At 69.9% G+C, this 13,000-nt stretch carries 15 protein-coding genes; 4 read left to right on the top strand and 11 right to left on the bottom strand.

Annotated features, from left to right (window positions below):
- Positions 1-274: 274 nt before the first annotated feature.
- The 6 genes from cbiE to OG293_RS30050 all read right to left on the bottom strand — a co-directional run bounded on the left by cbiE (position 275) and on the right by OG293_RS30050 (position 6,088).
- Entirely contained in the window at positions 275-1,495 is a 1,221-nt protein-coding gene (gene cbiE / locus OG293_RS30075; RefSeq protein ID WP_406003756.1) for a precorrin-6y C5,15-methyltransferase (decarboxylating) subunit CbiE, read from the bottom strand.
- Between the two features lie 108 nt (positions 1,496-1,603).
- Positions 1,604-2,251: a GNAT family N-acetyltransferase gene (locus tag OG293_RS30070; protein WP_406001921.1), complete on the bottom strand. Its 648-nt coding sequence runs from the start codon at positions 2,249-2,251 to the stop codon at positions 1,604-1,606.
- A gap of 147 nt (positions 2,252-2,398) precedes the next feature.
- Positions 2,399-3,253, bottom strand: coding sequence for a MetQ/NlpA family ABC transporter substrate-binding protein (locus OG293_RS30065; protein ID WP_406001920.1), 855 nt, complete (start codon positions 3,251-3,253; stop codon positions 2,399-2,401).
- A 76-nt stretch (positions 3,254-3,329) separates the two neighbouring features.
- The gene (locus tag OG293_RS30060) at positions 3,330-4,001 is read right to left on the bottom strand and encodes a methionine ABC transporter permease (protein ID WP_406001919.1); all 672 of its coding nucleotides are present in this window, start codon (positions 3,999-4,001) and stop codon (positions 3,330-3,332) included.
- The gene (locus OG293_RS30055; RefSeq protein WP_406001918.1) at positions 3,998-5,071 is read right to left on the bottom strand and encodes a methionine ABC transporter ATP-binding protein; all 1,074 of its coding nucleotides are present in this window, start codon (positions 5,069-5,071) and stop codon (positions 3,998-4,000) included. Before OG293_RS30055 ends, OG293_RS30060 begins: the two co-directional genes overlap by 4 nt.
- Before the next feature lie 369 nt (positions 5,072-5,440).
- Positions 5,441-6,088, bottom strand: a complete 648-nt coding sequence (locus OG293_RS30050; RefSeq protein ID WP_406001917.1) for an HAD family hydrolase — start codon at positions 6,086-6,088, stop codon at positions 5,441-5,443.
- 71 nt (positions 6,089-6,159) lie between these two features.
- Between OG293_RS30050 and OG293_RS30045 the strand changes: the two genes are divergently transcribed.
- Positions 6,160-6,519 carry a hypothetical protein gene (locus OG293_RS30045; protein ID WP_406001916.1) on the top strand — a complete coding sequence of 120 codons (360 nt, stop codon included), beginning with the start codon at positions 6,160-6,162 and terminating at the stop codon, positions 6,517-6,519.
- 1 nt (position 6,520) lies between these two features.
- On the top strand, positions 6,521-6,943 hold the full coding sequence (locus tag OG293_RS30040; protein ID WP_406001915.1) for a hypothetical protein: 423 nt from the start codon (positions 6,521-6,523) through the stop codon (positions 6,941-6,943).
- Positions 6,944-6,958: 15 nt separating this feature from the next.
- Here OG293_RS30040 and OG293_RS30035 read toward each other — a convergent pair whose 3' ends face one another.
- The 3 genes from OG293_RS30035 to OG293_RS30025 form a co-directional block, all read right to left on the bottom strand.
- Positions 6,959-7,462: a GNAT family N-acetyltransferase gene (locus OG293_RS30035; RefSeq protein WP_406001914.1), complete on the bottom strand. Its 504-nt coding sequence runs from the start codon at positions 7,460-7,462 to the stop codon at positions 6,959-6,961.
- 36 nt (positions 7,463-7,498) lie between these two features.
- Positions 7,499-8,032, bottom strand: a complete 534-nt coding sequence (locus tag OG293_RS30030; RefSeq protein WP_406001913.1) for an RNA polymerase sigma factor — start codon at positions 8,030-8,032, stop codon at positions 7,499-7,501.
- 78 nt (positions 8,033-8,110) lie between these two features.
- The gene (locus OG293_RS30025) at positions 8,111-9,262 is read right to left on the bottom strand and encodes a glycerophosphodiester phosphodiesterase (RefSeq protein WP_406001912.1); all 1,152 of its coding nucleotides are present in this window, start codon (positions 9,260-9,262) and stop codon (positions 8,111-8,113) included.
- Between the two features lie 248 nt (positions 9,263-9,510).
- Between OG293_RS30025 and OG293_RS30020 the strand changes: the two genes are divergently transcribed.
- Complete coding sequence (locus tag OG293_RS30020) at positions 9,511-10,173, top strand: lysophospholipid acyltransferase family protein (protein WP_406003755.1); 663 nt, start codon at positions 9,511-9,513, stop codon at positions 10,171-10,173.
- 128 nt (positions 10,174-10,301) lie between these two features.
- Here OG293_RS30020 and OG293_RS30015 read toward each other — a convergent pair whose 3' ends face one another.
- Complete coding sequence (locus OG293_RS30015; RefSeq protein ID WP_406001911.1) at positions 10,302-11,852, bottom strand: MFS transporter; 1,551 nt, start codon at positions 11,850-11,852, stop codon at positions 10,302-10,304.
- Complete coding sequence (locus OG293_RS30010; protein WP_406001910.1) at positions 11,849-12,400, bottom strand: TetR/AcrR family transcriptional regulator; 552 nt, start codon at positions 12,398-12,400, stop codon at positions 11,849-11,851. Before OG293_RS30010 ends, OG293_RS30015 begins: the two co-directional genes overlap by 4 nt.
- 84 nt (positions 12,401-12,484) lie before the next feature.
- On the opposite strand from OG293_RS30010, the gene OG293_RS30005 reads away from it, so the two are divergent.
- Positions 12,485-12,991 carry an HAD domain-containing protein gene (locus OG293_RS30005; RefSeq protein ID WP_406001909.1) on the top strand — a complete coding sequence of 169 codons (507 nt, stop codon included), beginning with the start codon at positions 12,485-12,487 and terminating at the stop codon, positions 12,989-12,991.
- The last annotated feature ends 9 nt before the right edge of the window (positions 12,992-13,000 follow it).

Raw genomic sequence — 13,000 nt, 5'->3', positions numbered from 1 at the left:
ACACCCGACGCCCGTCAACAAGAACGAGCGTGTGCGCCGCGCGGCACGATGCCCCCACGGTCAGCAAGCATTCTCGCGGCCGTACGCCCCCCGCGGCAGGGAGAACCGCCACGGTCCGCTGTGGGCTGCGCCACGTTGCGCTTCCCCAGGTTCTGACGTACCACATACCGGAACCAAAGCGGCCCTTTTTTTCGGACATTGACGAACGAAGCGACGAACGCCCGGCTGCGGTACGACGGTCGGTCAGCCTACCCCGCGCCGTCCGGCGGCCACCTCAGGGGGCGCTGTCCCCGCGCCTGCCGGAGAGCAGGAAGACGACGGAACGCTCCCGCTCCTCCCACGTGCCCGTATCCATGTCGACGGACTGCAGCAGGGCGCACTCCACGTCGTATCCGCCCGCCGCCAGCGCGGCTCCGACCGCCTCGGCCTCGTCGCGGGTCGAGGCATGGGTGACGATGCGCTGGGGCCGCCGGTCGGCGCATGCGGTGACTACCGGTACTCCCCCGCCTCCGATCCGTACGACATCGGGCTCGGGCAGCCGCTCCAGCACATGCGGCGCACGCCCCTGGACGACCTGGAGCTGGGCGGACGAGCGGCGGGCGGTCGCCTTGGCGCGGGCGCAGGCGTCCGCGTCCGCGTCGACGGCGATGACCGCGGCCCCGAACCGGGCCGCCTCCGCCGCGAGCGCCCCGCTGCCGCAGCCGATGTCCCAGACCAGGTCCCCGATGCGGGGCCCGAGGCGGGCCAGTTGCGCGGCGCGCAGCTGCACCGACTCGCCCTCGCCCAGCCCCTTCCCGTACGACTCGCCGGGCAGCGCCCACCCCCGGACGGCCGGCGGATAGCCGGGCTCGCGGGCCGCGATCCACCCTCCGCCGCGGTGTGCCGCACTCGCCGCGCCGCCGATGACGATGACGACATTGGGGTCGCGCCAGACATGGTCGGCGGCCTTGTCGGAGGTCAGGACGGTGACCTGCTCGCGGTCGGTGCCCAGTTCCTCGCAGATGACGAAGGTGCGATGGACGCCTTCGAGCAGCAGGGCGAGCTCGGCGGGCCCCGCGCCGGGGGAGGTGAGGACCGCGACCTTGGGGTGCGCCCGGCAGACATTGACGGCGCGGCGCAGCGTACGGCGGTGGGCGACGACGATCTGGGCGTCGTCCCAGGGCATGCCGGCGCGGGCGAAGGCGGTGGCGACGGAGGAGACGGCGGGCACGACCTCGACCTCCAGGCCGTGCTCCGGGGCGCGCAGGGTGCGTACGACACCGAAGAAGCCGGGGTCGCCGTCGGCGAGGACGACGGCGCTGCCGCGGTGGCCGGCGATCCGCCGGGCGGCGAGGTCGACGCTGCCGAGGCGGATCCGCTCGGCGCCCTTCGGCACCTCGGGGAGCGCGAGGTGGTGAGCCGCTCCGGCCACCAGGGTGGCGGCGGCGAGGGCGGACCCGGCCGCAGGGGTGAGCGGCGAGCCGTCCCAGCCGATCACCGTGACCCGGTCGGCCATCGTCGTCAGTCTCCTGGTGTTGTCGCAGGTGGGGGGCAGCCCGCACCGCACGAGTGCGGGCATGGTGAGGTTACCCGGAGTCGACGGGCCCGATCAGCTCGGTGCCGGTCAGTTCCAGTCGGTGAAGGATCCGTAGCCCGCGTCGGCCATCTGGTCGGCGACGCCCTCGAGGTCCTCGGGCAGCAGGCTCCAGACGATCAGATCGGTACGGATCTCGGTCCAGCCGCCGTCCTCCGTCTGCGTGCGCGCTATCCAGGCGTTGCGCAGGACACCCTCGCTGATGCAGCCGATCTTCTGCGCGACCTGCTGCGAGGCGGTGTTGTCGGCGGGGGTGCGCAGTTCCAGACGCTCGAACTTCTGGATGCGAAAGAGCCACTGGGCGACGGCCAGCACCGATTCGGTGGCGTATCCCTCGCCGCGCGCCCAGGGGGCGGTGACGTACGCGACCTCGGTGGCCAGCGTGCGCCAGTCGGTGTTCTGCAGTTGGACGATGCCGACGAGCCGCTGGGTGAGGAACTCGGTGACGGCGAGAACGATTCCGCGGCCTTCGGTGCGCTCTGCAGGAGCGATCCTGCGGATCCACGCCCGGGCGTTCGCGGCGGTGTACGGGTGCGGCGCCGCGGTCCAGGCGGTGACCATCTCGTCGTTCATCATCTCGGTGTGCGCCGGGATGTCGGCATCTTCGAAGGGGCGCAGCACCAACCGCTCCGTGCTGATGGACACGTCCGGGAAGGTGGTAGTCATGCGCAGCTCCATGCCGAAGACCGTCGTAGGGGCCGTAGCCGTAAAGGCACAGCATGCAGCATCGGGTGGGGGATGCGCATGGCCGGGTGGTGAGGAGCACAAGGCCCCGCGCACCTGTCGTGGTGCGCGGGGCCTTTTTCAAGGGCCTTGCGGCAGACGTTACTTGACGCCGCCGAAGGCGGGGACCACCGAGCCGGCGTACGTGTCCTCGATGAACTTCTTCACCTCGGGGGAGTTGAGGAGCTTGGCGAGCTTCTGCACGCGCACGTCCTTCTCGTTGCCCTTCTTGACGGCGAGGAAGTTGGCGTACGGGTTGCCGTCGGCCTTCTCCAGCGCGAGGGAGTCCTTGGCGGGCTTGAGGTCGGCCTCGATGGCGTAGTTGCCGTTGATGACCGCCGCGTCGACGTCGTTCAGGGCTCGGGGCAGCGTGGCGGCCTCCAGCTCCTTGAACTTCAGGCCCTTGCCGTCCTTGATGTCGGAGAGCTTGGCGCCGGTGCCCGCGCCGTCCTTGAGGGTGATCAGACCGTTGTCGGCGAGCAGCTTGAGCGCTCGGCCCTCGTTGGTGGTGTCGTTGGGTACCGCCACCGTCTGACCGGCCTTGAGTTCCTTGAGGCCCTTGACCTTCTTGGAGTACAGGCCGAGCGGCTCCAGGTGAACGTCGGCCACCGGAACGATGTGGGTCTTGTTCTTCGTGTTGAAGTCGTCGAGGTAGGGCTTGTGCTGGAAGAAGTTGGCGTCGACCTGGCCGCTCTCGGTGGCGGTGTTCGGCAGGACGTAGTCCGTGAACTCCTTGACCTCGAGCTTCAGTCCGGCCTTCTTCGCCAGGTTGTCCTTGACGTAGTTGAGGATGTCGGCGTGCGGCGTCGGCGACGCGGCGACGACCAGCGCCTTGGACTCATCGGCCTTGGCGCCGGACGCCGAGGCCGGGTCGGACGCGGTGCCGCAGGCGGTCAGGCCGAGCCCAAGGGCGGCGAGAGCGGCGGCGGACGCGGTGAGCTTGATGTTCTTACGCACGAAAAGTGCCTCTTTCTGGTGGAGCGGAACCTTGCCCGGACAAGGAGTGCGGGCTTCTTGGGGTGAGGTCAGGGGGTCAGGACGCGGTACGGCTGCGGCGCGCCAGGAGCCGCACCGCTCCGTCGCCGATCAGCTGCACGACGGTGACCAGGGCGATCAGGATGACGACCGTGATCAGCATGAACTGGGTCTCGAAGCGCTGGAATCCGTAGGTGACGGCCTTGGAGCCGAGTCCCTCGCCGCCGACCGCGCCGGCCATCGCCGAGTAGCCGACGAGCACGATCACGGTGGTGGTGACGGCGGAGACGAGCGAGGACAGGGCCTGCGGCAGCAGCACCTTGCGCACGATCGTCGGGATGGAGCCGCCCATCGACTGGACGGCCTCGACCAGTCCGTGGTCGACCTCGCGGATCGCCGTCTCGACGAGCCTCGCGAAGAACGGAATGGCGCCGACGGCGAGCGGCACGATCATCGCGGTGGGGCCGATGAAGGTGCCGACGACCAGCGTGGTGACGGGGATCAGCGCGATCAGCAGGATGATGAACGGCAGCGAGCGGCCGATGTTCACGATCACGCCGACGACCCTGTTCACCGGGGTGTTCTGGATCAGTCCGCCCTTGTCGGTGAGGACCAGCAGAACACCGAGCGGGAGTCCGCCGGCCACGGTCACGAGCGTGGACCAGAGCACCATGTAGAGCGTGTCGAGGGTGCCCTGGCTCAGCAGCGGCTGCATCTCCGACCAGGTCACTTGGCAGTCTCCTCGACGAGTGCGGCGGCGTTCTGCGCGGGCAGGGCGATCCGCTCGGCGGGGGCATCGGGGTCGACGGTGTCGACCTGGAGCCCCTGTTCGCGCAGGAAGCCGACCGGGACGACGTTCTCCTCGTACCGTCCGGGCAGTTCGATACGCATCCGGCCGATCTGCCGGCCGCCGACGGTGTCCATCGCCGCGCCGAGGATCGAGATGTCGATGTTGTACGTGCGCGAGAGCTGGGAGATGACCGGCTGGGTCGCGGCCTCACCGCGGAAGGTGACGTCGATGACCGTGCGGTCGGGGCCGGATGCCTCGCCGCCGACCGGGAACAGCTCCTGCGCAAGCTCGGAGCCGGGGGTCGCGAGCAGCTCGCTCACGGTGCCGGATTCGATGATCTTTCCCTTCTTCATCAGGGCCGCCGAGTCGCAGATGGTCTTGACGACGTCCATCTCGTGCGTGATGAGCAGGACGGTCAGGCCCAGCTGCCGGTTGAGGTCGCGCAGCAGATGCAGGATCGAGCGGGTGGTCTCGGGGTCGAGGGCGCTGGTCGCCTCGTCGGAGAGCAGCACCTTCGGGTCGCTGGCGAGCGCCCGGGCGATGCCGACGCGCTGCTTCTGGCCGCCGGAGAGCTGACCCGGGTAGGCCTTCGCCTTGTCGGAGAGGCCGACCAGGTCAAGCAGTTCGAGTGCCTTGCGGGAGCGTTCGGCGCCGGAGACACCGAGGATCTCCAGCGGCAGCTCGACGTTGTCCTTCACCGTGCGTGAGGACAGCAGGTTGAAGTGCTGGAAGACCATGCCGATGCGGCTGCGCGCCTCGCGCAGCCGCATCGGGGCGCGGCGGCCTCGCCCGGCGAGGGCGGTGAGGTCCTGACCGGCGACGGTGACGGTGCCGGAGGTGGGGCGCTCGAGGAGGTTGACGCAGCGGATGAGCGAGGACTTTCCGGCACCGCTCTGGCCGATGACTCCGAAGACCTCGCCCTCACGGACATGCAGATCGACGCCGTCCAGGGCGGTGACCTTGCGGCCTCGTGACTCGTAGAGCTTGGTAAGGCCCGTAGTGGTGATCACAGGGGGTTTCCGTCACTGTCGAGTGCACGGCGAGATGTCCGCCGGGCACGGGGCATTCGGTTCCGACGCGGCACGGCTGATCGGCTGGTGGCCGTGGCAACGCGTGCGCGGGGCAGGCTCGTCCGACGCGTTTGTCACGGGGCGTCGGAGCGGCGCGGCTGTCGGCCTCGCTTCGGGGCGCGAGGCTCAGTCAGGGGCCCTCAGAAGGCGCACATTCGACACATACAACGAGCACCGGGCGTCGTGATCGCCTCGGTCGCATGGGTGCGGCTGCTCGTCGTGGTCATGCGGGCAAGTAAAACAGACACCGGGACACGGAGATCAGGAGTGTCCGAATAGCGGAACGCTTCTGCACACTATGTGGACACGTCAGGCCCCCGCGGTGATCTCCACTCCCCGGTGCGTGGCCAGCGCGGACACGGCTGAGAGGTCGTTGACGACGACATCGGCGAGCAGTTCGGAGCGATGGTGCGTTGTGGCCAAGGCCACGGTCCGCATACCCGCCGCGCGCCCCGATGCCAGACCCGCCGGGGCGTCCTCGAAGACGACGCAGCGTGCGGGGTCGACGCCCAGACGGCGGGCGCCGAGCAGATACGGTTCCGGGTCGGGCTTGCCGCGGCTGATGTCGTCGGCGGCGATCAGGTTCTTGGGCCGGATGCCGACCTCTTCGAGCCTGGCCTCGGCCAGCCGCCGGGTGGCGGAGGTGACCACGGCCCAGCGGTCGGCGGGCAGCCGGTCGAGCAGTTCGGCGGTGCCGGGCAGCAGCACGACTCCCCCGGCCACGTCCTCGACCTCCAGCTGTTCGATGCGGGCGACGGCCTCCGCCACGACATCCGCCGGAAGCAGATCGGCGGCTATCTCGGCCGCCGGGCGGCCGTGCAGCTCGATCCGGGCGAAGTCCTCCGCCGTGATCCCGTACTCGACGGCCCACCGGGTCCAGCAGCGCCGGACGGACTCCATGGAGGAGACGAGGGTGCCGTCGTTGTCGAACAGGAGGGCTGCTGCGTCGATCTTCATGGTGCTCGACCCTACGGTGCCGCGCGGGGCCGCGCGCAGCGGGCCTTTTGGCCCGTAATACGCTCGGGGTCATGCTTGACGCCCTGACGGTCGCGGTCGCCGTGACCGCGCTCGCCCTCGCCGCCTGGTGCGGCTTCGCCGCCTTTCGCGATCAGCCCACCAAGGACTGGCACTTCATCGGCATGGCCGTGGTGTCGGTCCTGGCACTGGCTCAGTTGGTGGTCGGGGTCGTGCAGCTGGCAGGGGGTGAGAAGGCACACGAGGGCACCGCGATCTTCGTGGCGTATCTGATCGGCGCGTTCGCGGCGGTCCCGGCGGCCGGCTTCCTGTCGCTGTCGGAGCGGACCCGCTGGGGATCGGCGACCGTCACCGCGGGCGCCGTCGTGCTCGCCGTGCTGCAGGTGCGGCTCTACGACATCTGGGGAGGCTGAGATGGCCGAGCCCGCCACCGCGGCACGGCAGGAGCGGACCAGGCTGGTCAAGGGTCCCGGACTGCTGCTGGTCTGGCTGTACGGGGTGATGTCGGTGGGCGCGGTCTCGCGCTCCGTCTACCAGATCGTCACCGACTACGGTTCCGCGCCGCTGGCCCACACGCTCTCCGCCGTCGCGGCCGTGGTGTACGCGTTCATCACGTACACGCTGGTACGGGGCGGGGAAAAGGCCCGCAGGGCGGCGCTGGTGTGCTGCGCCGCCGAGCTCGCGGGCGTACTGATCGTGGGGACCTGGACGGTTCTCGAACCGTCGGCCTTCCCCGACTCGACGGTCTGGTCCCACTACGGCATGGGCTACGTCTTGATCCCGGTGCTGCTGCCGGTCACCGGGATGCTCTGGCTGCGACGTTCCCGTCAGGCCTGATCCAGACGAAAGACCCTAGGCGCTGGCGACGAACGCGCGCGCCGCTGCCTCCTTCTCCAGCGTGACCAGGGTGAGCCGTGGGCCGACCTGTTCACTGGAGACCTGCACATAGCCGCGGCTGCGGTACAACCGCAGATTGTGCTCGCTGCGATGGCCGGTGAACAGCTGGAACCGCTGGGCCCCCGGCTCCGCCGCGAAGCGCTCCTCGATCGCGTCGAGGAGCCGGCCGCCCAGTCCGTGCCGCTGCATCCGCGGGTGCACGATCAGTTTGGCGATCAGAGCGGTGCCGCTTTCGTCGACCCGGCCGCGCACGGAGGCGACCACTTCGTCGCCGAGCCGCGCCACCAGGGCGTGCCCCTGCGTTATTTCGGCCCGCAGATCGTCGAGGGACTGGATGAGAGGCTCGATTCCGTAGTCGCCGTAGAGCTCCGCCTCGCTCTGGTAGCAGAGGAACTGAAGCTTGAGGATGTGCTCCGCGTCCTGCTCTCTTGCCGCTGAGATGGTCACGCTCATGCCCATGTGCGCATGCCTCCCGCTCACCTGTCCGCCGGTTGTCTACCGCTCCTTTCCCCCAGGTTCAGGAGCCGCAACCTCCATCGGCAGCATTCTGCGCAGGCATCCCAGGCAACGGGAACGCATGGGCCCCAGACTGCCCTGTGAGATTCCCAACCTTCCTGCGATTTCGCGGTAGGTGGGGTCCTCCGGCGACATCATCGAAGCCAGCAGCTTCGGACAGTCGCCGGGTGTCCGGGCGACCGCGGCCCACAGGGCACGCCGTCGTTCGGCGCACAGCGCGGCCCACTCCGGGCTACCCGCCGGATCCGCGGAGGGCTCCGGGGCGTACGGCAGCTCCCGGGCGGCTGTGCGCCGGGCGCGGCGCGCTTCGGCCCGTACGGCCGATTTGACCCAGCGTGCGGTGTCCTGGGGCGGTCCGTCCCCGTCGAGTCGTTCGAGGAGCCGCACCCAGACCGCCTGTTCGAGGTCGCCTGCCTCCATCGCCGCGGCCGGGGCCTCGGCCGTCGCCTCCGCGCTCACCAGCGGGCGCAGGGTCCTGACCAGATGCGCGGAGGTGTCTTCGAGAAGCCTCATGCCCGGCGGGACGTGCCGTCGCGCGGCGGCGGTTGCCGTGCGACGGCACTGTCACCCGTACGGGCGCGGCCGGGGCTGTCAGCCGCGGAAGTCCGCGGCGGCCAGCAGCCCGGTGTCGGCGTTGTCGGTGAAGATGCCGTCGATGCCGGTCGCGAAGTAGACCTGGAACGCGCCGAACGCGTCGCCGTAGGCGTTCGGGTCGGTGCCGCGCCGGAATTCGGCGGGCAGGAAGGTGTTCTCGTTGCGCATGGTGTACGGGTGCAGGATCAGGCCCTTGGCGTGCGCGTCCCGTACCAGCGTCGTCGGCGTGCCCAGCTTGCCGCTCGCGTCCTTGGGGATGACCAGGTCGAGGGTCGGGCCGATGCCCTGCGCGAAGGAGGCGATCCACTTCAGGCCCGCGGGCGTGACCAGATCGGCGACCGTGCGCGGATCGCCCGCCACCGTGAAGTCCCAGGGCCGGCTTCCGGCCGCCGAGAGCAGGACCACGCGCGGCGAGGAGACGAGCCGGGACAGCCGCTCGATGCTGCTCGGCTCGAACGACTGGAGGAAGACCGGGGAGTTGCGGCGGTCGCGTCCGTACCGGCGCAGCAGCCGGGCCAGCGGCTTCTCAAGGCCGAGCCCGAGCCCGCGGAAGTAGGTGGGGTGCTTGGTCTCGACATGCAGCCAGACGGGACGGCCGCGGCGGCGGCCCTCCTTCTCCGCCCAGCGGAGCACCTCCTCGAAGGTCGGGATCGCCCAGCGGCCGTCGTAGAGGGTGTTCTCCTGGCGGTTGGCCGGGATCCGCTCCTTGGCACGCAGCGTCTTCAGCTCGGCGAGCGTGAAGTCCTCGGTGAACCATCCGGTCAGGCCGACCCCGTCGATGGACTTGGTGGCCTTGCGGGAGGCGAACTCCGGGTGTGCGGCGACATCCGTCGTGCCCGTGATGTCGTTCTCGTGACGGCATACGAGATGGCCGTCCTTGGTGGGCACCAGGTCCTGCTCGATGACATGCGCGCCCAGGTCGAGAGCGAGCTGGTAGGAGCCGATGGTGTGCTCGGGGCGGTAGCCGCTGGCGCCGCGGTGGCCGATGACCGTCGGGCTGGGCAGATCCCGGTACGAGGATCCATGACCGCTGTGACGTTCCCGCGCGTCGGCGGCGCCGGCGCCGCCGACCCCGAGAGCCGCCGTGCCGAGCACCGCCGCCCCAAGGACGGTCCGACGCCCGGGACTTCTGTCCGCACCCTGTGTCATAGAGGTTCCTCCATGTGATGTCCCGCACCTGCCGAGCGACCGCCCGATCGTAGGCAGGCGGGCCTTACCTGCGGCAGACCCTGGGCTAACGCGGTGAAAACACACGTCAACACTGCGTATCCACTCCATGAACCCGATGTGCGATCAGGTGTGAGCCGCGAGTATGGTCCTCACCTGCACAGACTTCGCCGCCCGCACCCGTCCGCCCCCACGACACCGTTCTCACACCGGAGGACCCGTTGTCCCGCTTGTCGCTCATCAAGGCAGTCCTAGGACCGATCCTGCGCCTGATGTTCCGTCCACGTGTGGAAGGCGCGGAGAACATCCCCGGGACCGGTCCGGTGATCCTTGCCGGGAACCATCTGACATTCATCGACTCGATGATTCTCCCGCTGGTGTGCGACCGTCCGGTGTACTTCATCGGCAAGGACGAGTACGTCACCGGCAAGGGGCTCAAAGGCCGCGCGATGGCGTGGTTCTTCACCGGCTGCGGCATGATCCCGGTGGACCGCGACAGCGCCAACGGCGGGGTGGCCGCGCTGATGACGGGCCGTCGGGTGCTGGAGGAGGGCAAGATCTTCGGCATCTACCCGGAGGGCACCCGCTCCCCCGACGGGCGGCTCTACCGCGGACGCACGGGCATCGCCCGGCTCACGCTGATGACCGGCGCGCCGGTGCTTCCGTTCGCGGTGATCGGCACCGACAAGCTGCAGCCGGGGGGCGCGGGTCTGCCGCGTCCCGGCCGGGTGACGATCCGGTTCGGCGAGCCGATGGAATTCTCGCGGTACGAGGGCATGGACCGCGACCGCTACGTGCTGCGGGCGGTCACCGACTCGGTGATGACCGAGGTCATGGAGCTGTCGGGCCAGGAGTACGTCGACATGTACGCCACCAAGGCGAAGGCTGCGTGATGGCCGCGGGGGCCTGATGCGGGCAACGGGGTGGGCCGGGTCGGCGATCGCCGACCCGGCCCACTCCCCTTCGTCCTGCCGGTAAGCGGCCCGTCGGGCTTCGTGCGTCCTGCGGGGTCCTCGTCGGCCTACGGGTGCTCAAGGCCCTCCTCAAGCTTCTGGCCCCGCAGCAGGAACCACGCCGCGACGGCGGTCGCCAGCAGCACCGCGGCGCCCACCCCGGAAGCCAGCCGCAGTCCGTCGGTGAACGCGTCCTGCGCCGACGCGATGAGCTCGGCGCTCTGGCGCCGCGGCAGCGTCCCGGCCACCTCGACGGCTCCGCCCAGCGACTCGTGGGCCGCCGACGCCGTGGCCGAAGGGACGCCGGCCGGGGCGGGGAACCCTCGGTAGACGCCGGTGACGATGGAGCCGAGCAGGGCGATCCCGAGGGCCGCGCCCAGCTCGTAGGCCGTCTCCGAGACCGCGGACGCCGAGCCGGCCTGCTCCTTCGGGACACTCGACAGGATGACGTCGGCGGTGACGGTGAAGGAGAATCCGGCACCGGCGCCGACGACGAGCAGGGCCGCGCCGAGCAGCGGATAGCCGGTGGACTGGCTGAGCAGGGTCAGCGCGGCGAGGGCGAGGCCGACAGCGGCGAGGCCGCCCGCCACGACAGAGCGTACGGAGAACCGGCGCGCCACCGGACCGGCGACCAGGCCGGTCACGATTGCGCCGACAGCCGCGGGCAGTTCGGCGAGACCGGCCTCGAACGGCTGCCGTCCCTGTACCAGTTGCAGGAACTGCGAGAGGAAGAAGACGAGGCCGGAGAGGCCGAGAATGGTCAGCAGATCGGCGAGCACCGCACCGGAGAAGCCCCGGTGCCGGAACAGGCGCATGTCGAGCAGCGGTGCCGGGAGCTTGTGCTGCCTGCGTACGAAGGCGTGCAGCGCGCCGAGGCCGATCAGCGCCGTCACGCCCGCCTCCCGGCTCAGGCCGGCCGTCGCCAACTCCTTGACGGCGTAGACGACACCGATGACGCCGACCAGGGACAGGACGACGCTGACCAGGTCCCAGGGCCCGGCGACCGGGTTCTTCGACTCGGGCAGCAGCTTGATGCCGACGAGCACGAGGACGGCCATGACCGGGAGGTTGATGAGGAAGACCGATCCCCACCAGAAGTGCTCCAGCAGAAAGCCGCCGACGACCGGTCCGACGGCGGCACCGGCCGACGCCATCGCGCCCCAGATGCCGATGGCGAGACTGCGCTCCTTGGGGTCGTGGAAGATGTTGCGGATCAGCGCGAGGGTGGACGGCATCAGGGTCGCGCCGGCGACGCCGAGGAGGGCCCGTGCGGCGATCATCATCTCGGGGCTGGTGGCGTAGGCGTTGAGTACGGACACCGCGCCGAAGGCGACAGCGCCGACGAGCAGCAGCTTCTTGCGTCCGATGCGGTCGCCGAGGCTGCCCATGGAGACGAGCAGGCCGGCGATGACGAAGGAGTAGATGTCGCCGATCCACAGCAGTTGGGTGCCGGTCGGCTCCAGGTCCTCGCTGAGGTACGGCGTGGCGAGGCCGAGTACGGTGGCGTCGACGGCCACGAGCAGCACGGCCAGCACCAGAACGGCCAGCGCCAGCCAGCGCCCGGGGCGGTACAGGATCTCGTCCGTCCCGCTCGTGCGCCGGACGGTCTTGCTGGTCATTTCTCCACACTCCGTCGTGCTCCGCCGAGCAACAGCTCGGCGATCATGTACTGGAAGTCGTTCTTGGCGACCCGGCCGTCCATGACGGCCCAGGCGCAGGTGCCGATGAGCCCGTAGAGGGCCTCGGTCAGCCAGGCGGGGCTGAGGTCGATCCGGAACTCGCCCTGCTCCTGACCGCGCCGGAACAGGGCCGAGACGCGGGCGTCGAGCCGGGCCCAGCCCTCGTTGATCCGGTCGCCCTCGAAGAGCTGGTTCTCGGTGACGAGGAAGGCGAGCAGTTCGGCGGCGGGTTCCATCTCGGCGATCAGCCGCCGCAGTCCGTCCCCCGCGCCCCCCTCGTCGAGCCGGGCGCGGTCGAGCGCGGCCTCGAACTCCTGGATGCCGAGCTGCTCCAACGCCCTGACCAGCGCGTCCCGTCCGGCGAAGTGCCGATGCAGGGTGGCACGCCCGATCCCGGCGGCACGGGCGACCTCGTCCATGGTCGAGGTCGCTTTGCGCGAGAGGAGGGCGGCGGCAGTACGGAGCACGTGATCGCGGTCGACGGTCATGAGACAACGATAGCCCACGTGAGACATGAATGTCTCACTCTTTAATCAGTGCCGCTCCCGGCGGCGCGGAAGGATCATGTGCTGATGAAGCCACTGCTGCTGATCGACGTCGACGGACCGCTCAATCCGTACGCGGCCAAGCCCCAACGACGCCCAGAGGGCTACACCACCCACCGGATGCGCCCGCAGGGCTGGACGGGAGACAGACCGCTGCGCGTCTGGCTCAACCCGGGACACGGGGGCGAGTTGCTGGCGCTCGCCGAGTGGTACGAGCTCGTCTGGGCGACGACCTGGAAGGGCGAGGCCAACGCCTGGATAGGTCCGCGGCTCGGGCTGCCCGAGCTGCCGTACATCGACTGGCCCCAGATGCACGGAAAGGCCCCTCGCGGGACCTTCTGGAAGACGCAGCACATCCTTCAGTACGCTGCGGGCCGGCCGTTCGCCTGGATCGACGACGACATCACGGCGCTCGACCGCGAATGGGTGGACCAACGCCATCTGGCCGCCGCCCTGTTGCTGCGCATCGACGAGAGAATCGGGCTGACCCGGCCCGACTTCGACGCGCTCACCGACTGGGCGGCGGCCCTCTGAGACCGTCGG

Source organism: Streptomyces sp. NBC_00829 (assembly GCF_045161795.1).
Taxonomy (GTDB): domain Bacteria; phylum Actinomycetota; class Actinomycetes; order Streptomycetales; family Streptomycetaceae; genus Streptomyces.
The sequence above is the reverse complement of the archived record's forward strand: the minus strand, read 5'-3'. Positions and strand labels throughout refer to the sequence as shown.

Bases quoted from the DNA above. Each gene is read 5' to 3' on its own strand.
- cbiE (WP_406003756.1), bottom strand. From the start codon at position 1,495: ATGGCCGACCGGGTCACGGTGATCGGCTGGGACGGCTCGCCGCTCACC.
- OG293_RS30070 (WP_406001921.1), bottom strand. From the start codon at position 2,251: ATGGAGCTGCGCATGACTACCACCTTCCCGGACGTGTCCATCAGCACG.
- OG293_RS30050 (WP_406001917.1), bottom strand. From the start codon at position 6,088: ATGAAGATCGACGCAGCAGCCCTCCTGTTCGACAACGACGGCACCCTC.
- OG293_RS30045 (WP_406001916.1), top strand. From the start codon at position 6,160: ATGCTTGACGCCCTGACGGTCGCGGTCGCCGTGACCGCGCTCGCCCTC.
- OG293_RS30040 (WP_406001915.1), top strand. From the start codon at position 6,521: ATGGCCGAGCCCGCCACCGCGGCACGGCAGGAGCGGACCAGGCTGGTC.
- OG293_RS30035 (WP_406001914.1), bottom strand. From the start codon at position 7,462: ATGGGCATGAGCGTGACCATCTCAGCGGCAAGAGAGCAGGACGCGGAG.
- OG293_RS30030 (WP_406001913.1), bottom strand. From the start codon at position 8,032: ATGAGGCTTCTCGAAGACACCTCCGCGCATCTGGTCAGGACCCTGCGC.
- OG293_RS30025 (WP_406001912.1), bottom strand. From the start codon at position 9,262: ATGACACAGGGTGCGGACAGAAGTCCCGGGCGTCGGACCGTCCTTGGG.
- OG293_RS30015 (WP_406001911.1), bottom strand. From the start codon at position 11,852: ATGACCAGCAAGACCGTCCGGCGCACGAGCGGGACGGACGAGATCCTG.
- OG293_RS30010 (WP_406001910.1), bottom strand. From the start codon at position 12,400: ATGACCGTCGACCGCGATCACGTGCTCCGTACTGCCGCCGCCCTCCTC.
- OG293_RS30005 (WP_406001909.1), top strand. From the start codon at position 12,485: ATGAAGCCACTGCTGCTGATCGACGTCGACGGACCGCTCAATCCGTAC.